Source organism: Bradyrhizobium iriomotense (genome assembly GCF_018129405.1).
Taxonomy (GTDB): Bacteria; Pseudomonadota; Alphaproteobacteria; order Rhizobiales; family Xanthobacteraceae; genus Bradyrhizobium; species Bradyrhizobium iriomotense_B.
The window spans coordinates 630,480-649,543 of record NZ_JAFCLP010000002.1 but is presented as its reverse complement, the minus strand read 5'-3'; the positions used below and the strand labels follow the sequence as shown (position 1 = coordinate 649,543).

The window sequence follows — 19,064 nt, the reverse complement described above, 5'->3', positions numbered from 1 at the left end:
TCGATCTGTCAGCCGCCGCCGGAGACCGGCAGCGGCTGGTATCGTCGGCGCGAGCTTTACGCAGCCTGCAAATTGGTGGCGGCCTGGAGTGCGCCTGCAATCGCCTTCTCGCGGTGCTCCGGTCCGACCTGGATGCCATCGGCGATGATGAATTCGGGATTGATCCCGATGAAGCCGAACACGCCGCGCAAGTAGGTTTCGAGATGCTCGAGCGCCGCGGCCGGCGAGCCTGCGCCGTAATAGCCGCCGCGCGAGATGGCCAGGATCACGCGCTTGCCGCCGGCAAGACCCTGCGGTCCATTCGCCCCATAGCTGAACGTCTTGCCCGCGACGACGATGCGGTCGATCCACGCCTTGAGCTGGCTGGGAATCGTGAAGTTGTACATGGGGGCGCCGATCACGACGATGTCGGCGGCCAGGAACTCGTCCAGCGCGGCCGCGCTCGCGGCGAGGTCGGGTCCGAGTTCCGCCGGTGCGGGCGCGCCTTGCGCGGCCGCCAGGTGCGAGCCGGAGAGGTGGGCAAGCGGGGCCTGGCTCAGGTCGCGATAGGCCACCTCGAGCGAGGGCGTGGCCTGCTTGAGACGGTCGACGATGGCGGCGGAAACCTGCCGGCTGACGGAGTGGGGGCCGAGCACGCTGGAGTCGATATGGAGGAGTTTCATTTGGGGTCACCCTGGTATAGATTTGTAACCCGGACTACATGAGTGACTGTCGAAATCCCCGCAAGAACGCACTTTTTTGAGCCATGGACACATTATTGAAACCTGCTCACACCGATTTGCCTGCCTCGCCAAGGCCGGATCAGAGGCTAGGTCCAGGTCCGGATCAAAGGCCGGATCCCAACCACGCGGACTGCCGCGGGGTCGCCTCCGTGCTGTCCCGCGTCGGCGACAAATGGAGCGTGTTCGTCATCATGATGCTGAGCGACGGGCCAAAGCGCTTCAACGAGCTGAAGCGCATGATCAACGGCATCTCGCAAAGGATGCTGACCCTGACGCTGCGTGGCCTCGAGCGCGACGGCCTCGTCACGCGCACGATCTTCCCGACCATTCCGCCGCGCGTCGACTATGAGCTGACCGATCTCGGCCACGGGCTGTCGCGGCCCGTCGAGGCGCTCGGCAAATGGGCGAAGGACCATCTGGATCAGATCGAGGCCGCGCGCACGAGGTTCGACCAGCGCAACGAGGGCTAGATCAGCGAGACCAGTCCGCCGCCGTGGCGCTCGAGCCGGCCGGCGAGCTCGAGCTCCAGCAGCACGGTGCGCACGATCGCGGGCGAGGCGCCGGACATGCGCACGAGATCGTCGATCGTGACAGGGGCAGGGCCGAGCAGGCCGGTGATCTGGTCGCGGTCATGGCTTTGCGGATCGTTCTCGTACGGCTCGCTGTCGGGCTCGCCAGCGGGGTGCATCAGCGGCCGCTCCATGATCGGCTGCACCGCGTTGATGATGTCGGCAGCTTCGGTGACGAGCGTTGCGCCCTGCTTGATCAGGTCGTTGGTGCCGGCGGCGCGCGGATCGAGCGGCGAGCCGGGGACTGCGAACACCTCGCGGCCCTGTTCGGCCGCCATGCGCGCGGTGATCAGCGAGCCGGAGCGGTGCGCCGCCTCCACCACGACGACGCCGAGCGCGGCGCCCGAGATCAGGCGGTTGCGGCGGGGGAAGTCGCGGGCGCGCGGCTCGTGGCCGAGCGGCATCTCGGAGATCGCCGCGCCCTTATGATCGAGGATCGCGGCGAGCAGGTCGCCATGCTCGGGCGGATAGATGCAATCGTGGCCGCCGGCGAGCACCGCGATCGTGCCGCTCTCGACGCTGGTGCGATGCGCAGCCTGATCGACGCCGCGCGCCAGCCCCGAGATGATGACGAAGCCGGCCTCGCCGAGCTCGCGCGCGAGCTGGCCGGCGAATTTCAGTCCGGCACCGGAGGCGTTGCGCGAGCCCACGATCGCGATCATCGGCCGCATCAGGGTTTTGGCGTCGCCGCGCACGGCCAGCAGCGGCGGCGCATCGTCGATCATCGCCAGACGTGCCGGATAGCCGTCCTCGCCGGGCGCGAGCCAGGCAATGCCGAACTTGCGGCTCGCGGCGAGCTCGGCCTTCGCCTCATCGGTGCTGCAGATCCGTCCCGATCGCTGCGCACCGCCGCGGCGCGCGAGATCCGGCAGCCGCTCCAGCGCGGCGCGCGGGCTGCCGAAATGATCGACCAGCGACCGGAAGGTGCGCGGGCCCACATTGTCGGAGCGGATCAGCCGCAGGCGGTCGATCCGCTCTAGCTCGGTCAGCTCCACGCTTGGGTTGATGGCGTCCACGGCGTCTCCTTGCAGGGGCAGCATGGAACAACCTGAGGGCGTGGGCAACAGTCCCGTGCGCTTGATCGGCTTCAAAGGCACCTGCAGGAAGACCCGGCTTGGTCGACGGGTCTTCCGCAGGGGCGTCCATTCAGCGAGCGTGCGCCACCTGGCCGACAGCGACGCCGTTACGCGAGACGCGAGCGTCAAGGCTGAGAGCACCGGCGCCGAAGGCAAAGATCTGAAGCAGGCCGCCTGCCATCATCACGTTCTTGAGGAAATGGATCATCTGATTCTGGTCGGCGAAGTTGTTGTGGAACGAGACTGCCGCAGCCAGCGAGAATATGGCGAGCGTCAGCGCGACCGAGCGGGCCTGATAGCCAGCGATCAGCAAGAGTCCGCCGCCGAGTTCGACGAGCACCGCGATCGCATAGGCCAACGGGGGCACCGGCAGTCCTGCAGAGGCGATGTAAGCGGTCGTTGCACCATAAGCGGTGAGCTTGCTGAAGCCAGTCATTGCGAACGGGAGGCCGATCAGCAGTCGGCCAACGAGGGAAGCATAGCGGGTCGTGTCCATGATAGTCGCTCCTGTGCTTGGTTGAGGTCCAACGGCGGCGCCGGGAGGAAAGGGACCGCCACAGACGCTGTGTCCTCAAACTGGCCCGATCGAATTGCGACTGAAATAGAAATGATTGAAAGCTACTGTTTCCATTTTTGATCTTATTGGCGTGGATCCCTATTGAAATCGACTGCGGATGGAGTTTCGGACAAGAGCTCCTGCCGACCCCAGTTTACCCTTGGGGCACTGGTTTCAAGATCGACGCAGTAATCGATCCGGCGCCGGCTGAATCCACGGAATTTTGGCTCCACGAATTGCAGATGGACGTGCCGTCTAACGCTTCCTTGTGGGCGCGCATGGAACAACGTGAGGGCGTATGGAAAGGGGTGGACCCGTCTGCGACACCCCAATAAATGGATAATGACCAAGCGGATTGATGTCTGAGGCTTTGGAATGCGCGTCGCACCGGTCGAGATTTTCGACGACACCACAAACGCGGCGGTGATGCGCCACCCGGGACGGCATTTTCCCGGCATGCTGATTCAGGGCGATACCCTCCACTCGCTCTGTTGCATGGCAGACGATGCCTGTTCGGCTCTCGACCGGTCGTCGGAAGCGTACGAGAATGCCAACGAGCTCAGAAACCGGCTTTGGTCGTACCTCAATCACTACAAGGCTGTGCTGGATGAGCACGGCTTGCCTCTGCCGTTCAGCGACCGGGGCACCTTCACTTAGGAATATCCATGATCTCACTCGCCGACCTCCAGCGCCGCATTGAAGCGGGCGAGCTTTCGCCTGACGCCGCCATCGCCCAGTCGCACGCGGCGATCGAGGCCAAAGAGAAAGACGTCCGCGCCTTCGTCCGGCACGATAAATCCGCAAAAGCACAAGCCACTGGCCCGCTGCGGGGCATCGCGGTCGGGATCAAGGACATCATCGACACCGCCAACATGCCGACCGAGATGGGCTCGGAGATCTATCGCGGCTGGCAGCCGCGCAGCGATGCGCCTGTGGTGATGATGCTGAAGCGGGCGGGGGCCACCATCATCGGCAAGACCACGACGACCGCGTTCGCCTCGCGCGATCCGACCCCGACGCTCAATCCGCACAATCTCGGTCACTCGCCGGGCGGCTCGTCCTCGGGTTCGGCGGCGGCGGTCGGCGCCGGCATGATCCCGCTGGCGCTGGGCACCCAGACCGGCGGCTCGGTGATCCGCCCCGCGGCCTATTGCGGGACGGCCGCGATCAAGCCGTCATTCCGGATGCTGCCGACGGTCGGCGTGAAGTGTTATTCGTGGGCGCTCGATACGGTCGGCCTGTTCGGCGCGCGCGCCGAGGATCTCGCGCTGGGATTGCTGGCGATGACCGGCCGCAACGAATTCTCCGGCATCGTTCCGGCGAAGGCGCCGCGCATCGGCGTGGTCAGGCAGGAGTTCGCCGGCGCCGTCGAGCCGGCCGCCGAAGAGGGCTTGCAGGCCGCGATCAAGGCGGCGGAGAAGGTGGGCGCCAGCGTGCAGGCCATCGATCTGCCGGAGTCGGTGCGGGAGGCCTGGCGCATCCACCCCATCATCCAGGAGTTCGAGGCGCATCGCGCGCTTGCCTGGGAATTCTCCGAGCATCACGACGAGATCGCGCCGATGCTGCGCGAGAGCCTCGATGCCTCGGTCGGGCTGACGCCGAAGGAGTATGACGAGGCGCGCCGGATCGGCCGGCGCGGCCGCCGCGAGCTCGGCGAGCTGTTCGAGGGCGTCGACGTGCTTCTCACCTATTCGGCGCCGGGCACGGCGCCGGCCAAGGCGCTCGCGACCACTGGTGATCCCCGCTACAACCGGCTGTGGACGCTGATGGGCAATCCTTGCGTCAACGTTCCCGTGCTGAAGGTGGGCGGCCTGCCGATCGGCGTGCAGGTGATCGCGCGCTTCGGCAATGACGCGTATGCGCTGGCGACGGCGTGGTTCCTGGAGCAGGCGCTGGCGAAGTCAGGCTAGCGCGGGCTCGACGGCGGCGATGCTTTGGCCGGAGGCAGGTGGAGCTGCGCCGGCGACCGCGCCTTGATTGAGCCAGCGCTCGGCGGCCTCGCGGCCGCTTCGGTGCAACAGGCGGATGAAGCCGCGGCCGAGATCGGTCGATGAGCGTTGCGCGAGCCCGTCAACGGAGTCTTCCGCGGCGATCCGGGAGAGCCGCAGCGACGGCGCGGTGCGTGACTGCGCCCATTCGATCGCGGCGACCTCGGCATTGAGCGCGGCGTTCGCCGCGATCTGGTCGAGCCGGCGGTCGATGGCGGCGAGCGTGATCGGCACGTAGCTGTCGCGCGATGGCGTGACCTGAACCAGCAGCACGTCCGTCGCCGCCGTTTCCTGCACCAGCCTCACCAGCGGCGGATTGCCGCCGATGCCGCCGTCCCAATAGGCTTCGCCCTCGATCTCGACGGCGCAGTGCACCAGCGGCGGACAGGTTGAGGCCAGCGCGACGTCGGCGGTGATGGCATCGTTGCGGAAGATCTGTTGCTGCCCGTCGCGGATCCGCGTCGCCGCGATCAGGAGTTTGGGGGATTTCGCCTCGCGCAGCGCCGCGAAATTGATGTCGCGCGACAGCGCCTGCCTGAGTGGATCGAGATCGAACGGATCAAACTGGCCGGAGCGCAGCGTCGGCCCGAATGCGACCGAGCTTCCCGCCGGCGAAAATCCGCCGACCAGCATCAATGAGCGGAACGAGGCCTCATGCATGAGGCGGACCCAGAACCGGTTCAGCCGGCTGTGCGCAGCTTCACGGCCGCCCTCGGCGAGGCCGCCAGCGAGCAGCAGCGCATTGATCGCACCGGCGCTGGCGCCGCTGATCGTGTCGATCGCGATGTCAGGCTGTTCCAGCAGCCGCTCCAGCACGCCCCAGGTGAAGGCGGCGAAGGTGCCGCCGCCCTGGAGGGCCAGCGACAATTTTCGCGGGGGCCATTGTCTTGAGGGAGCCGGGGCCGGCGCAACGGGTGCGGCGACGGTGATCACCTCGACAGGACGGGGCGGTTGCGTGGCCGCAACAGGCTGCGGCGCTGGCGGTGAAATGGTGACAGGCTCAGGAGCGGGAGGTGGCGAGGGGGCACCGGACCAGATGTCCGTTGCAAAGAGCAGCCGGCTTGCCGCGGTGCGTGCTGCACCTTGCGAACCACCGTCAATCTGCGTGCCGACAATCTTCTCGCTCATTCTGAGCAACCGCGTAACGCCCTTTTTCCCCGTCAGGATGACAGGCATGGAACCCGTTCGCTACTATCTGCCGCGAGCGGTGCGAAAGTTGCGAACAGAATTTGGCATATAATGCGGAAGAGGCGCGGCGGTATCCGTACTTTTTTCGGACTTGGATTTTGTTTGACGCGTTTTCTTGACGCGAACCGGTATCCACTTCGCTCGAAAACGCTCTACGCCTTCTCGCCGATCCGGCCTTCTTTTCCTGATTGCAGCCGCTTGATGTTCTCGCGATGCATGTAGAACAGCAGCAGCGTCAGCACTGCGAACAGCGAGGCCAGCGCAGGGTGGCCGAACCACCACAGGAACAGCGGGGTGATGAACGCCGCCACCAGCGCCGAGAGCGAGGAGTAGCGGGTGGTGAAGGCGGTCGCGAGCCACAGCAGGCAGAACACCACCGCGCCCGGCCAGAACAGGCCGAGCAGGATGCCGATATAGACCGCGACGCCCTTGCCGCCCTTGAACTTCAGCCAGACCGGGAAGAGATGCCCAAGGAAGGCGCCGAGCCCCGCCACCATCGCGGCGTTGGGACCGGCGATGTAGCCGGCGATCACCACCGCCGCGGTGCCCTTGAGCGCATCGAGCAGCAGGGTGGCCGCGGCAAGACCCTTGCGCCCGGTGCGCAGCACATTGGTGGCGCCGATATTGCCGGAGCCGATCGAGCGCAGATCCTGCGTGCCGGCGAGTTTTGTCAGGACCAGCCCGAACGGAATCGAGCCGAGCAGGTAGCCGATGACGAAGGCCACCGGCAGAAATGCTTCAAGACCCATGGCTGCAAATCCCTTGGTCGCATCTCCATGCTGTGCGACGCCACGCATGATCTCGTCCCGCTGCGCCGTCGCCGTGCAGGGCGAGGCGCGAATTCGCCGGTCTAGACATGCTCGTAGACCGTCCGTCCGCCGACAATGGTGCGCACCACGCGGCCTGTAAAGCGGGCCTCGTCGAACGGGGTGTTCTTGCAGGGCGATTTGAGGTCGGCGGGATCGACCACCCAGGGCGTATCGGGGTCGATCACGATGACGTCCGCAGGCGCACCTGCGCGCAGGGTTCCGCCTGCCAGCCCGAGCAGCTCGGCCGGCCGGGTCGACATCGCCCGGATCAGCGTCTTCAGCTCCAGCTCGCCATTGTGCACCAGCCGGAGGCCGGCCGGCAGCATGGTCTCGAGCCCGATGGCACCGGGAGCTGCTTCCGCGAACGGCAGGCGCTTGACCTCGACGTCCTGCGGATTGTGATCGGACATGATGACGTCGACGAGGCCGGAGGCGACGGCGGCAACCAGCGCGCGGCGGTCGTCCTCGGTGCGCAGCGGCGGGGACAGTTTCAGGAACGTCCGGTAAGGGCCGATGTCGTTCTCGTTCAGCGCGAGGTGGTTGATCGAGACCGAGGCGCTGACGGCAAGCCCGGCATCGCGGGCGCGTTTCAGCACGTCGAGGGAATCGATGCAGGACAGCGATGCCGCGTGATAGCGGCCGCCGGTGAGGGCGACGAGGCGCATGTCGCGCTCCAGCATCACGGCCTCGGCCGCGTTGGGGATGCCCATCAGGCCGAGGCGCGTGGCGAACTCGCCCTCGTTCATCACGCCTTCGCCGACGAGGGCGCGGTCCTCGGTGTAGTGCACGATCAGCGCATCGAAATCGCGGGCGTAGGTCAGCGCCCAGCGCATCACCTGCGCGTTGGTGACGCTTTTGTCGCCGTCGCTGAAGGCGACCGCGCCTGCGGCCTTGAGCAGGCCGAACTCGGTCATCTCCTCGCCGCGCATGCCCTTGGTCAGGGCCGCCATCGGCTGGATGTTGACGATCGCTGTGTCGCGGGCGCGGCGCATCACGAAGTCCACCGTCGCCGAATTGTCGATGACGGGCGCCGTGTCGGGCTGGCAGATGATCGTGGTGATGCCGCCGGTCGCGGCCGCCTGGCTCGCGGAGGCAAAGGTTTCGCGATGGCTGAAACCGGGCTCGCCGACAAAGGCGCGCATGTCGATCAGGCCGGGCGCCACGATCTTGCCGGAGCAGTTGACGATGTCGGTGCCTTCGGGGACGCCGGCAGCGCCAATGCCGCGGCGGGTCTCGCGGATGGTGCCGTCGGCGATCAGGACGTCGCCGGGTCCGTCGAAATCCCTGCTGGGATCGACGACGCGGGCGTTGGCGAGCAGGATGGGGCGGCGATCGGTCAGCATGGGCATCACGCGTTCGGCAAGTTGCGGGCGAGCGCTTCCAGCACGGCCATGCGCACGGCCACGCCCATCTCCACCTGTTCGCGGATCAGCGACTGCGCGCCGTCGGCGACGGCCGAGTCGATCTCCACGCCGCGGTTCATGGGACCGGGATGCATCACGAGCGCGTCCGGCTTGGCGTAGGCGAGCTTCTTCTGGTCCAGCCCGAAATAATGGAAGTATTCGGAGGAGGAGGGCACGAACGAGCCGTTCATGCGCTCGCGCTGGAGCCGCAGCATCATGACGATGTCGGCGCCGTTCAATCCCTCGCGCATGTCGCGCGCGACCTCGACGCCCATCCGTTCCAGCCCCGGCGGCAGCAGTGTGGAGGGACCGACGACGCGGACGCGCGCGCCCATGGTGTTGAGCAGGATGATGTTGGAGCGGGCGACGCGCGAATGCAGCACGTCGCCGCAGATCGCGACCACGAGGCCCTCGATCCGGCCCTTGTTGCGGCGGATGGTGAGGGCGTCCAGCAGCGCCTGCGTCGGATGCTCGTGGGCGCCGTCGCCGGCATTGATCACGGAACCGTCAACCTTGCGGGCCAGCAGTTCCACGGCGCCGGAGGCGTGATGCCGGACCACCAGGATATCCGGGTGCATGGCGTTGAGCGTCACCGCCGTGTCGATCAGCGTCTCGCCCTTCTTCATGGACGAGGAGGACACCGACATGTTCATGACGTCGGCGCCCAGCCGCTTGCCGGCGAGCTCGAACGAGGATTGGGTCCGGGTGGAGGCCTCGAAGAAGAGGTTCACCTGCGTCCGTCCACGCAGGACGGTGCGCTTCTTGTCAACCTGGCGGTTGAGCTCGACATATTCTTCGGACAGGTCGAGGAGGCCGGTGATGTCGGCCGCGGAAAGGCCCTCGATGCCCAGCAAATGCCGGTGGCCGAGGACGAAGGTCGATTTCGATGTCATTAAAAGCAGAGCTATAGGCGCGGACCGGGGGTGGGGCAAGGGGCAAAGAGCGGGACGGGAGTTATCCCCCGATCTGTCTCCCGCACAATCATTTCCGGGATGGCGCGCAAGCGCCAGACCCGGAATCTCGAGATTCCGGGTTCGGCTCTTCGAGCGCGCCCCGGAATGACAGGGGAAAGCGAATGAACTTGGTCAGATCTATTTCAATTTCATTTCTTATGATCGCTTCCATCTCACCCGCGTCCGCCCAATCGCTCCCCGGCGGCTTCGTCTATCTGCGCGACATCGATCCCAGCATCGTCCAGGACATCCGCTACGCCACGGCGAACAATTTCGTCGGCCGCCCGCTCGCCGGCTACGGCGCCGGGGAATGCGTGGTGAAGCGAGAGGTCGGGGAGCGGCTGCGGGCGGTTCAAACCGAGCTGGCAGCGCAAAATTTGTCGCTGAAAATGTTCGACTGCTACCGGCCGGCGCGGGCCTCGCTCGACATGGTCAAGTGGTCGCAGAACGGCCACGAGACCGCCGCCGAGCGGCGCTACAATCCAAAGATCCCGAAGACCGAGCTGTTTCGCCTCGGCTACATCGCTGGCCGCTCGCAGCATTCCACTGGAGCTGCGCTCGACCTCACGCTGGTCGATCTCAAGGCCGATAATTCCGGCAAATATGATCCGACAAAGACCTATGCCGACTGCACGGCGCCGGTCGAGGCGCGGGCGCCGGAAGGCAGCGTCGACATGGGCACCGGCTACGACTGTACCGACGCCAAGGGCCATACCGCGGCACCGTCGATCACACAGGAGCAGCGCGCCTGGCGCAGGCGCCTGGTGGCTGCGATGGCCAGGCAAGGCTTTGTGAACTATTCGAAGGAGTGGTGGCACTTTTCCCTGCCGGGGGCGGGCGGGGCGGCCTATGATTTCCCGATCCAGCCGCGAACAAGGTAGAGTTTGATTGCAGATGCAGCCACGAAGCGGGTTACCTCTCCCAAGGGGAGAGGTCGGCGCGAAGCGCCGGGTGAGGGGATCAACTCCCTCGGTAGAGCGTAACCCCTCACCCGCGCCTCCGGCGCGACCTCTCCCGTCGGGAGAGGTGGCACCTCCCGTGACGGGACAGATTTGATCGGACGCAAGATGACCCAGCCCAGTTTTGCGACCCACGAGGTCTTCAACCAGTCGCCACCATTCGAGGACGTTGACCTGTTCGTCGTGGACCGGCCGCTGGTCGACGCGGTCAAGGCCAATGGCGGTGGGGCGGCTGAACGCGAGCTGTCGGAGTTCGGCAGGCATTGGGGCTCGGCCGCAATGGCCGAGCGCGGGCGCGTGGCAAACGAGAACACGCCGAAGCTGCGGACCTTTGACTCGAAGGGCAATCGCCGCGACCAGGTCGAGTTTCATCCGGCCTATCATGAACTGATGGCGCACAGCGCCCATGCCGGCGTGCACAATTCGACCTGGACGGCGGATGGCAAGCCGGCGGGCGACGCCGCGGAGGTCATCCGGGCCGCAAAGTTCTACATCGCCGCGCAAGTCGAAACCGGCCATCTCTGTCCGATCACGATGACGCGCGCCTCCGTGGCCGCGCTGGCGATGCAGCCTGATCTGCTCGCGCGCGTGATGCCGGTGTTGTCGACCAGAAGCTACGATCCCAGCTTTGCGCCGTGGTGGGACAAGCGCGGCATGACGCTCGGCATGGGCATGACCGAGAAGCAGGGCGGCACCGACGTGCGCGCCAACATGACGCGCGCGGTGCGCGACGGCGATGCCTATCGCATCACCGGGCATAAGTGGTTCATGTCGGCGCCGATGTGCGATGCGTTCCTGGTGCTGGCACAGGCAGATAGCGGGCTGACCTGTTTCTTCATGCCGCGCTTTGCGCCGGATGGATCGGTGAACGCGATCCAGTTTCAGCGGTTGAAGGACAAGCTCGGCAACCGCTCCAATGCGTCCTCCGAGGTCGAGTTCGTCGGCGCCTATGCGGAAGCGGTCGGCGAGGAGGGCAAGGGCATCCGCACCATCATCCAGATGGTGCAGCTGACGCGGCAGGATTGCGCCATCGCCTCGGTCGGATTGATGCGGTCGGGGCTCGCGCATGCGCTGCATCACGCCCGTCACCGCAGCGTGTTCCAGAAACATCTCGCCGATCAGCCGCTGATGCAGGCCGTGCTGTCGGACATGGCGCTGCATGTCGAGGCGAGCACGGCCCTGGTGATGCGGCTCTGCCGCGCCTTCGACCGGACCCCGCACGATGCGTCCGAGGCCGCCTACATGCGGCTGCTCACGCCCGCAATCAAATACTGGACCTGCAAGAGCGCGCCGGCATTCCTTTACGAGGCGATGGAGTGTCTCGGCGGTAACGGCTATGTCGAGGACGGCATTTTGGCGCGCCACTACCGGGAGTCGCCGGTCAACGCGATCTGGGAAGGCTCGGGCAACGTGATGTGCCTCGACGTGCTGCGCGCGCTCGCGCGCGAGCCGGATGCGGCGACGGCCGTGCTGCAATCGCTTGCGGCCGGGGCCAAAGGCCTGCCGGGCGCAGCCGAGGCGGCCGCGTTCATCGGCAAGACCTTTCGTCGCGCCGATGGCGAACGCGTTGCCCGCGTTGCGGTCGAGAAGCTGGCGCTGCTGGCCGCGGCCGCCGCGCTCAACAGCGTGTCGCCTCGTCAGGCCGAACTCTTCGCCGCCACGCGCCTCGCCGCGACCCATGCCAGCATGTATGGCGCGGTCGAGCTGGAGAGCAGCGACGTTCGCGCGCTGCTGGAGCGGGCGCTGCCGTGATTGTTTGTTCCGTCATTCCGGGGCGTCCGAAGGGCGAACCCGGAATCTCGAACTTCCGGGTTCGATGCTCCGCATCGCCCCGGAATGACGATGATATCCAAACGAAAGCCTCCTGATGGACTCCCTCAATCCCGATCATCCGCCGCTCGTCATGACGCCTGCGCCGCCGCGCGTCTGGAAATTCTGGGGCACGGCGCTGTGGGGCCTCTTCATCTTCGTCGCGATGTTCGTTGGGCAGGTCGGTGCGATCCTGCTGCTGGTCGTGCTGCGCGGCGTTCCGATCGGCATGGCCTCGCTGCAGTCGATCGGTCACGAGCCCCAGGCGCTGGCGCTGTCGGTTATCATGGGCTTGCCGACGACACTTGCTGCGGTGTGGCTCGCCATCCGCATCAAGAAGGCGTCCTTCGTCGACTATCTGGCGCTCTATTGGCCGTCCTGGAAGCAGCTGCTGTTCGGCGCGGTCGGTCTCGTCCTGATCGTCCTGGCCTGGGAGGTGGCGTCGCGATCGCTCGGACGCGAGGCGACGCCGGGCTTCATGACCGATCTGTTGAAGTCCGGCCGCGACAAGGGCGGCGCGCTCATGCTGCTGCTCGCCTTCAGCGTGGCGGCGCCGATGTCGGAAGAGGTGCTGGCCCGCGGCTTCCTGTTACGCGGCTGGTCGGCGAGCTTCCTGCGTGTGCCGGGCGCGATTCTGCTGTCTTCGCTGGTGTGGACGGTCGTGCACCTGCAATACGACATGTACTTCCTCGCCGAGGTCTTCTCGATCGGCCTGTGGTTCGGCTATATGCGCTATCGTGCGGGCTCGCTCTGGCTCACGATCATATTGCACGCGCTGAACAACATGACCGCGGTGGTGCTGACGATGTGGCTGGGGAGCTAGGCCACCAGCGCGATCGCGACCGGCATGGTGATCGCCGCCAAGATCGTCTGCAGCGTGATGATCTGCGCCAAGAGTGGCGCATCGCCGCCCATCTGGCGGGCCAGCACATAGGCGCTGGGTGAGGTCGGCACCGCCGCGCAGATCGCGACGATCGCAAGGCTGTTGCCTGAGAGCCCGAACCAGCCGGCAAGAACCAGCGCGAGCACGGGCATCAGGACCAGCTTGAACGCCACGCCGATGATCGCGCTCACGCTGGGGCGGAGCAGGCCCTTGAGCTGGAGGCCGGCGCCGGTGACGAGCAGGCCGATGGCGAGCGAGGAGCGGCCGAGCGCGTCCGCCACCTCGTGCCAGATCTTCGGCAGCGGCAGATGGACGACGTTGATGACGAGGCCGATCGCGCAGGCCCAGATCAGGGGATTGCGGATCACCGTCATAACGATGGCGCGGGCGGACTGTTTTTCGGGGGAAGCATAGTGCGCAAGCACGGCGACGCTGAAGACGTTGACCAGCGGAATGATCGCGACCATGGCCACGGAGGCGAGCGCCAGCCCGACGTCGCCGAACATGTTGGCGGAGACGGACAGTGCGACATAGGTCTGCCAGCGCGTCGCGCCCTGGAAGATCGAGGTGAAGGCGGGGCCGTCGATGTCGAGCCGCGACAGCGCAGGACGCAGCGCGAGGCAGAGCAGCGACATCGCCAAAGCCGACAGCAGCAGCGCGCCGCCGACGCCGGCGACCGGCACTTTTGAAAGGTCCGCCTTCACCAGCGTCTGGATCAGCAGCATCGGGAACAGCACGAAATAGGTCAGCCGCTCCAGCCCGTGCCATTGCGTGTCCAGCCGCATCAGGCTGTGCCGGAGCACCACGCCGAGCACGATGAGAATGAAGACCGGCAGCAGCGCCGCGATCACGACGGCCATGGGATCAGCCGGTGCGCAGATTGGTGAGCCGGTCGAGTGCGCCTTGCAGGATGAAGATCGCGGCGTGCTCGTCGATCACCTCGGCGCGCTTGGCGCGGCTGACGTCCATGCCGATCAGCTCACGCTCGACGGCCGCGGTCGACAGGCGCTCGTCCCAGAGGCCGATCGGGAGGGCAGTGAGGCCGGCGAGGTTGCGGGCGAAGGCGCGGGTGGATTGCGCGCGCGGGCCCTCGCTGCCGTCCATGTTGATGGGCAGGCCGAGCACGAAGCCAGCCGCCTTGCGCTCGGCGGCGATCGCGAGCAGCCGGGCCGCGTCCTGCTTGAACTGCTTGCGCTGGATCGTCTCGACGCCGGTGGCCAGGCGCCGGTCCGGGTCGGACACGGCAACGCCGATGGTTTTTGTGCCGAGGTCGAGCCCGACCAGCGCACCGCGTTCGGGCCAGTGGGTTGCAGCGTCGATGAGGGGCAGGATAAGAGCCGGCATGGATTTAGCGCATATCATGCGTCGCGCTGCGGAGTGAACCCGGAACATGGATGCGCTGACACTATTCGGCCTGTTTGCCGTGACGGCGATGCTGGTCTGCTATGCCCTGGAGGACCGCAGCCACTGGTTCGTGTTGCTGTTCGCGGTGTCGTGCGCGCTCGGTTCGGCCTATGGCTTCCTGCAAGGCGCCTGGCCGTTCGGCCTCGTCGAGGCGATCTGGGCCATGGTTGCATTGCGGCGGTGGAATCTGAGGCCGCGGTGACGGAGAAGGCGGGCGAGGGGCCTGCCGGGCAGCAAGCGGCTCCTCGCCCGGTATCAGATCAGCGGATCGCGATCGGGTTGATCATCGCCTGCACGCCGCCGGTCCAGCGCGGCTGGCCCAGCACGAACAGGAATTCGTAGCCCTTGTCCCGGGCGAGCGCGGCGGTGTCCATGTTCTCGAGGATGTAGGTCCCGTTCATGGCGAGCAGGATCTGGTGCACCTCGAACACGTTCTTGCCTTCGAACGGCAGCACCTCGAGCGCCCAGGTATCGGCGCCAACAGCGACAACGCCCTTACCGGTCAGGTACTTTGCGCCCTCGACGCCGAGACCGGGCTCGCCGGCCGAATAGCGCTTGTCATCCTTGCCGATCAGGCTGAGCCAGCCGGTGTGGAAGATGACGACATCGCCCTGGCGGATCTCGACGTTCTGCTGCTTGGCGGCTTCCTCGATCTCCTTGACGTTGAAGGCGGTGCCTTCCTTCACCACGTCGGTCTTGAAATAGGCGGCCATGTCGAGCAGCACGCCGCGGGTGACCATCGGCGGCACCTTCTCGATGCCGAGCTTCTTCAAGCCATTCGGATCGGCGAAGTCGGCGAGCTTGTTGCCGTTGTAATAGACGTGCTCGACGCCGAGATGGCCAAGGCCGTCGAGCTGGCTGCCGATGCCGACCCAGGTGTCGAGGATGTCGTCGTTGTAGGTGGCCTTGTTGGGTCCGAGGCCGGAGTTGCCGGCCTGTCCGGGTTGCACGATGGTGAGCTTGAAGGTGCGCGGCGGATACGCCGGCGTGCTGGGCGTGACAGGAATGCCGAGGGCATAGGTCTTGCCGGTCTTCACCAGCGATGCCGCCTTCACCACGAGCTCGGGCGTCATGTAGTTGGCGGCGCCGATCTCGTCGTTCGGCCCCCATTTCGATTTGGTCCAGTCCTGGGCGCTTGCTGTTCCTGATGTCGCCGACAAAACGGCGAGACAGCACAACACGAGCGTATTGCGCATCGATAGTCCTCCCGATGTTTGGCTTCGTTTATGGTTTCGCGCTGGCCAGTCACTCATCCTAACGTAGAAGGAGCGCGGGCTTCAAAGCTTTTCGAAGTGCTGCGCTGCGATGGCAGAACACCGCGCGGATTGATTCAAACGCGATAGATTTGTGACGAATTTCGTGGCGTGGAACGCTCGCGCTGCGTCAGGCTGCGATGACGTCGTCGTCTTTCTTCAGGCAGGCGACGAAACCTTGAAGCGCGCTGTATTGATGTCCGGCGCTGCGCTGGATGAAGAGCGTCTCGGCGCGCGCATGCGAGGAGCTCAGTGTGTGGATCGACACGCTGCCGTTCATCGCGCTGCGTTCGACGACCGCGCGTGGCAGCAGCGTCACGCCCATGTCGGCGGCGACGCAGCCGATCATGCCGTCGAGCGTGCCGAGCTCGAAGCGCGCGGCCGACGGCCAGCCGAACTCGACGAACACCTGCTCGAGCCGCTGGCGATAGGTGCAGCCGGTGCGGAACACCAGTGCGGTCGGGCCCGACTCCGGCGTGCCGGCGCGCAGCTCGGCAAGCGAAGTCCAGCGCCGCGCGCTGACCAGCACCAGCTCTTCGCGGAAGGCGCTGGTCGCGGTGAGGTCGGCGTGCGCGATGGGACCCGCGACGAAGGCGCCGTCGAGCGTGCCTTCGAGCACGGCGGCGACGAGGTCGGCCGTGGTTGCGGTGCGCAGAGAGAGGCGCACGGCCGGGAAGCGGCGGTGGAAATCGGCGAGCAGCGGCGGCAATCGCACGGCGGCGGTCGTTTCCATCGAGCCGATCGCCAGCGGCCCCTTCGGCTCGCCATCGTCGCGTGCGGCCAGCACGGCCTCGCGCGACAGTGCGGCCATTCGCTGCGCATAGGGGAGGAGACGTTTGCCGGCGCCGGTCAGCGTCATGCCGCGGCTGTGGCGCTCGAACAGCGGCGTGCCGATCTCGGCTTCCAGTGCCTTCACGCGCTGGGTGACGTTCGACTGCACCGTGTTGAGCTCTTCGGCGGCGCGGGTGATGCCGCCGGTGCGGGCGACCGCGGCAAACGTCTGGATGTCGCTGAGTTCCATGGCATCATTTCGCTTTTGTGATGGCTGCGTTCGCAACAATTCATTTTTCGAGAATGCTAGTCGCGCCTACTCTCGCTGTCCAGATCGGGGAGGGACCATGCCGATTGTGACACCGCTGACTACGCTGCTGGAGATCGAGCATCCGATCCTGCTGGCGCCGATGGATGTCATCGCCGGCAGCCGTCTGGTCTCGGCTGTGAGCCGCGCCGGCGGCTTCGGCATTCTCGGTGGTGGCTATGGCGAACGGGCGTGGCTGGAGCGGGAGACGGCGAAGCTCGCCGAACTGCGTGCGCCGTTCGGGATCGGCTTCATCACCTGGAGCCTCGCCAAGCGGCCCGAGCTTCTCGATGTCGCGCTCGCCGCAAAACCGTCTGCGATCATGTTGTCGTTCGGCGATCCCACGCCGTTCGCGCCCAAGATCAAATCCGCCGGCGCGCGCCTGATCTGCCAGGTGCAGGACGAGGCGATGGCGCGGCAGGCGCTCGACGCCGGCGCCGACATCCTGATCGCGCAGGGAACGGAGGCGGGCGGTCACGGTGCTTCGCGCACCACCGTCGATCTCGTGCCGGCGATCGTCGATCTCGCGGCCGGCCGCGTGCCTGTCGTTGCGGCCGGTGGCATCGCCGACGGGCGCGGGCTCGCCGCGATGATGATGCTGGGCGCCAGCGGCGTGCTGCTGGGCACGCGCTTCTATGCCAGCCAGGAGGCCGACGGTGCTGAGGAGGCCAAGCGGCGCATCTGCGCGGCGAACAGCGGCTCAACGGTGCGCGGCATCATCTTCGATCTCTCCCGCAACAATGTCTGGCCGGCGCCGTTCACGGGACGGTGTCTGGTCAACGACCACGCCAGGCGCTGGATCGGCCGCGAGGTCGAGCTGATGCAGAATGTTGCCGCAGTCGCGGCCGAGTATGCGGCGGCAAAGGCCGCCGGCAATTTCGACGTCGCGGCGGTGATCGCGGGCGAGGCGGTCGGACTGATCCATGATATTCCGCCGGCGGCCGAGATCGTCGAGCGGATTGCGGTTGAGGCGGAGCAGTTGCTGGAAGGACGGCGCAACTCCGGTGCTTCTTTCCCTTCTCCCCTTGTGGGAGAAGGTGGCGCGGATGCAATCCGCGCCGGATGAGGGGTTCTATCCGCGGAGAGTGAAGTCAAATCCGAGAGGTCTGCGTCCGCAGATGCAAACCCCTCACCCGTCTCGCCGCTAACGCGGCGATCCACCCTCTCCCACAAGGGGAGAGGGTCAGAGCGAGAGAACAACCATGTGGCCTGACCGTCGACTGATCGATCTCTTCAAGACCGAATTCCCGATCGTGCTGGCGCCGATGGCCGGTGCGATCGATGCGGAGCTGGTGATCGCGGCCGCACAAGGCGGAGCGCTGGGGTCGCTGCCGTGTGCGATGATTTCGGCGGAGAAGGCGCGCGAGCAGGTCGGTCTGATCCGCCAGCGCGTCAAGGCGCCGGTCAACATGAATTTCTTCTGCCATACGCCGATCGAGCTCACCGCGGAGGCTGAGGCACGCTGGAAGCAGCGGCTGACGGGCTACTACACCGAGCATGGTCTCGATCCGGCGGCGCCGATCGCGGCGGCCAACCGTGCGCCGTTCGATGCTGCGTTCTGCGAGGTGGTCGAGGAGTTGAAGCCGGAGGTCGTCAGCTTCCATTTCGGCCTGCCGGAGCAGGCGCTCCTGAAGCGCGTCAAGGTCGCTGGCTGCCTCGTCATCTCGTCCGCCACCACCGTGAAGGAAGCGGTCTGGCTCGAGCAGCACGGCGTCGATGCCGTGATCGCGCAAGGTGCCGAGGCGGGCGGTCATCGCGGCATGTTCCTGACGGACAAGATCGCCGAGCAGCCCGGCACTTTTGCGCTGGTGCCGCAGGTGGCCGATGCCGTGAAGGTGCCCGTCATTGCGGCGGGCGGCATCGCCGACGGGCGCGGCATCGCCGCGGCCTTCGCGCTCGGCGCCTCCGGCGTGCAGATCGGCAGCGCCTATCTGCGTTGCCCGGAATCCAAGGTCAGCGCGGGCGGGCGCAAGGCGCTCGCCGAAGCGCGGGACGATTCCACCGTGATCACCAATGTCATGACCGGCCGGCCGGCGCGCGGGGTGCAGAACCGGCTGATGCGCGAGGCCGGCCCGGTCTCGCCGGATGCGCCGCCGTTCCCCCATGCGGCGACCGCGCTGGGGCCGCTGAAGGCGTCTGCCGAAAAGCAGGGCAGGGTGGATTTCACCAATCTCTGGGCGGGACAGGCCATCGCGCTCGGCCGCGAGGTCTCCGCCGCTGAATTGACCCGCGATCTCGCCAAATCGGCCCTCGCTCGCCTGAAAGCGCTGGCCGGATAGGCCCAAAGCGCGATGAGCTCCGGTCTCATCGTGCTTTAGGTTATTGTTTGCGCATGATCTTTTCGGAAAACCGCTGCGCACTTTTCCGGATCATGCGCCCAGCGCCGGTTGCGGCGCAAAAGCGGCCTCTGCTAT

General features: G+C 66.3%; 20 protein-coding genes. 9 read left to right on the top strand and 11 right to left on the bottom strand.

Annotation, left to right across the window (positions count from 1 at the left end):
- Positions 1-56: 56 nt before the first annotated feature.
- The gene (locus JQ592_RS07815) at positions 57-662 is read right to left on the bottom strand and encodes an FMN-dependent NADH-azoreductase (protein ID WP_211402272.1); all 606 of its coding nucleotides are present in this window, start codon (positions 660-662) and stop codon (positions 57-59) included.
- Positions 663-745: 83 nt separating this feature from the next.
- On the opposite strand from JQ592_RS07815, the gene JQ592_RS07810 reads away from it, so the two are divergent.
- A complete protein-coding gene (locus JQ592_RS07810; RefSeq protein WP_211402271.1) occupies positions 746-1,192 on the top strand; it encodes a winged helix-turn-helix transcriptional regulator in 447 nt (148 codons plus the stop codon).
- Here the strand turns inward: JQ592_RS07810 and dprA are convergent.
- The gene (gene dprA / locus JQ592_RS07805) at positions 1,189-2,331 is read right to left on the bottom strand and encodes a DNA-processing protein DprA (RefSeq protein ID WP_211402270.1); all 1,143 of its coding nucleotides are present in this window, start codon (positions 2,329-2,331) and stop codon (positions 1,189-1,191) included. The genes JQ592_RS07810 and dprA overlap by 4 nt on opposite strands.
- A gap of 106 nt (positions 2,332-2,437) precedes the next feature.
- A complete protein-coding gene (locus JQ592_RS07800; RefSeq protein WP_211402269.1) occupies positions 2,438-2,863 on the bottom strand; it encodes a DoxX family protein in 426 nt (141 codons plus the stop codon).
- 435 nt (positions 2,864-3,298) lie between these two features.
- Here JQ592_RS07800 and JQ592_RS07795 point away from each other — a divergent pair, with 435 nt between their 5' ends.
- Together JQ592_RS07795 and JQ592_RS07790 are read left to right on the top strand one after the other, a co-directional pair.
- Positions 3,299-3,580, top strand: a complete 282-nt coding sequence (locus tag JQ592_RS07795; protein ID WP_211402268.1) for a DUF6959 family protein — start codon at positions 3,299-3,301, stop codon at positions 3,578-3,580.
- A gap of 8 nt (positions 3,581-3,588) precedes the next feature.
- Positions 3,589-4,833, top strand: a complete 1,245-nt coding sequence (locus JQ592_RS07790; protein ID WP_211402267.1) for an amidase — start codon at positions 3,589-3,591, stop codon at positions 4,831-4,833.
- Here the strand turns inward: JQ592_RS07790 and JQ592_RS07785 are convergent.
- The 4 genes from JQ592_RS07785 to JQ592_RS07770 form a co-directional block, all read right to left on the bottom strand.
- Complete coding sequence (locus JQ592_RS07785) at positions 4,825-6,039, bottom strand: patatin-like phospholipase family protein (protein ID WP_211402266.1); 1,215 nt, start codon at positions 6,037-6,039, stop codon at positions 4,825-4,827. The genes JQ592_RS07790 and JQ592_RS07785 overlap by 9 nt on opposite strands.
- A 212-nt stretch (positions 6,040-6,251) precedes the next feature.
- Positions 6,252-6,848, bottom strand: coding sequence for a glycerol-3-phosphate 1-O-acyltransferase PlsY (plsY, locus tag JQ592_RS07780; protein WP_211402540.1), 597 nt, complete (start codon positions 6,846-6,848; stop codon positions 6,252-6,254).
- Positions 6,849-6,949: 101 nt separating this feature from the next.
- Positions 6,950-8,251, bottom strand: coding sequence for a dihydroorotase (locus JQ592_RS07775; RefSeq protein ID WP_211402539.1), 1,302 nt, complete (start codon positions 8,249-8,251; stop codon positions 6,950-6,952).
- 5 nt (positions 8,252-8,256) lie between these two features.
- Positions 8,257-9,204, bottom strand: a complete 948-nt coding sequence (locus JQ592_RS07770) for an aspartate carbamoyltransferase catalytic subunit (RefSeq protein ID WP_211402265.1) — start codon at positions 9,202-9,204, stop codon at positions 8,257-8,259.
- A gap of 218 nt (positions 9,205-9,422) precedes the next feature.
- Here JQ592_RS07770 and JQ592_RS07765 point away from each other — a divergent pair, with 218 nt between their 5' ends.
- From JQ592_RS07765 to JQ592_RS07755, 3 genes are all read left to right on the top strand, one after another.
- Positions 9,423-10,145 (top strand): M15 family metallopeptidase, encoded by a 723-nt coding sequence (locus JQ592_RS07765; protein ID WP_246820218.1) that lies wholly within the window; start codon positions 9,423-9,425, stop codon positions 10,143-10,145.
- A 186-nt stretch (positions 10,146-10,331) separates the two neighbouring features.
- A complete protein-coding gene (locus JQ592_RS07760) occupies positions 10,332-11,975 on the top strand; it encodes an acyl-CoA dehydrogenase family protein (RefSeq protein ID WP_211402263.1) in 1,644 nt (547 codons plus the stop codon).
- A gap of 115 nt (positions 11,976-12,090) precedes the next feature.
- Entirely contained in the window at positions 12,091-12,855 is a 765-nt protein-coding gene (locus JQ592_RS07755; protein WP_211402262.1) for a CPBP family intramembrane glutamic endopeptidase, read from the top strand.
- Here the strand turns inward: JQ592_RS07755 and JQ592_RS07750 are convergent.
- Together JQ592_RS07750 and ruvX are read right to left on the bottom strand one after the other, a co-directional pair.
- Entirely contained in the window at positions 12,852-13,775 is a 924-nt protein-coding gene (locus tag JQ592_RS07750; protein WP_211402261.1) for an AEC family transporter, read from the bottom strand. The genes JQ592_RS07755 and JQ592_RS07750 overlap by 4 nt on opposite strands.
- 4 nt (positions 13,776-13,779) lie before the next feature.
- Positions 13,780-14,259: a Holliday junction resolvase RuvX gene (ruvX, locus tag JQ592_RS07745; protein ID WP_211402260.1), complete on the bottom strand. Its 480-nt coding sequence runs from the start codon at positions 14,257-14,259 to the stop codon at positions 13,780-13,782.
- A 46-nt stretch (positions 14,260-14,305) separates the two neighbouring features.
- Here ruvX and JQ592_RS07740 point away from each other — a divergent pair, with 46 nt between their 5' ends.
- On the top strand, positions 14,306-14,521 hold the full coding sequence (locus tag JQ592_RS07740; protein ID WP_211402259.1) for a hypothetical protein: 216 nt from the start codon (positions 14,306-14,308) through the stop codon (positions 14,519-14,521).
- Between the two features lie 58 nt (positions 14,522-14,579).
- On the opposite strand, the gene JQ592_RS07735 is transcribed toward JQ592_RS07740, so the two are convergent.
- Positions 14,580-15,515, bottom strand: coding sequence for a cyclase family protein (locus JQ592_RS07735; protein WP_211402258.1), 936 nt, complete (start codon positions 15,513-15,515; stop codon positions 14,580-14,582).
- Positions 15,516-15,702: 187 nt separating this feature from the next.
- The gene (locus JQ592_RS07730; RefSeq protein ID WP_211402257.1) at positions 15,703-16,593 is read right to left on the bottom strand and encodes a LysR family transcriptional regulator; all 891 of its coding nucleotides are present in this window, start codon (positions 16,591-16,593) and stop codon (positions 15,703-15,705) included.
- Positions 16,594-16,690: 97 nt separating this feature from the next.
- On the opposite strand from JQ592_RS07730, the gene JQ592_RS07725 reads away from it, so the two are divergent.
- Together JQ592_RS07725 and JQ592_RS07720 are read left to right on the top strand one after the other, a co-directional pair.
- On the top strand, positions 16,691-17,716 hold the full coding sequence (locus tag JQ592_RS07725; protein WP_211402256.1) for an NAD(P)H-dependent flavin oxidoreductase: 1,026 nt from the start codon (positions 16,691-16,693) through the stop codon (positions 17,714-17,716).
- Positions 17,717-17,852: 136 nt separating this feature from the next.
- A complete protein-coding gene (locus tag JQ592_RS07720; protein WP_211402255.1) occupies positions 17,853-18,929 on the top strand; it encodes an NAD(P)H-dependent flavin oxidoreductase in 1,077 nt (358 codons plus the stop codon).
- The last annotated feature ends 135 nt before the right edge of the window (positions 18,930-19,064 follow it).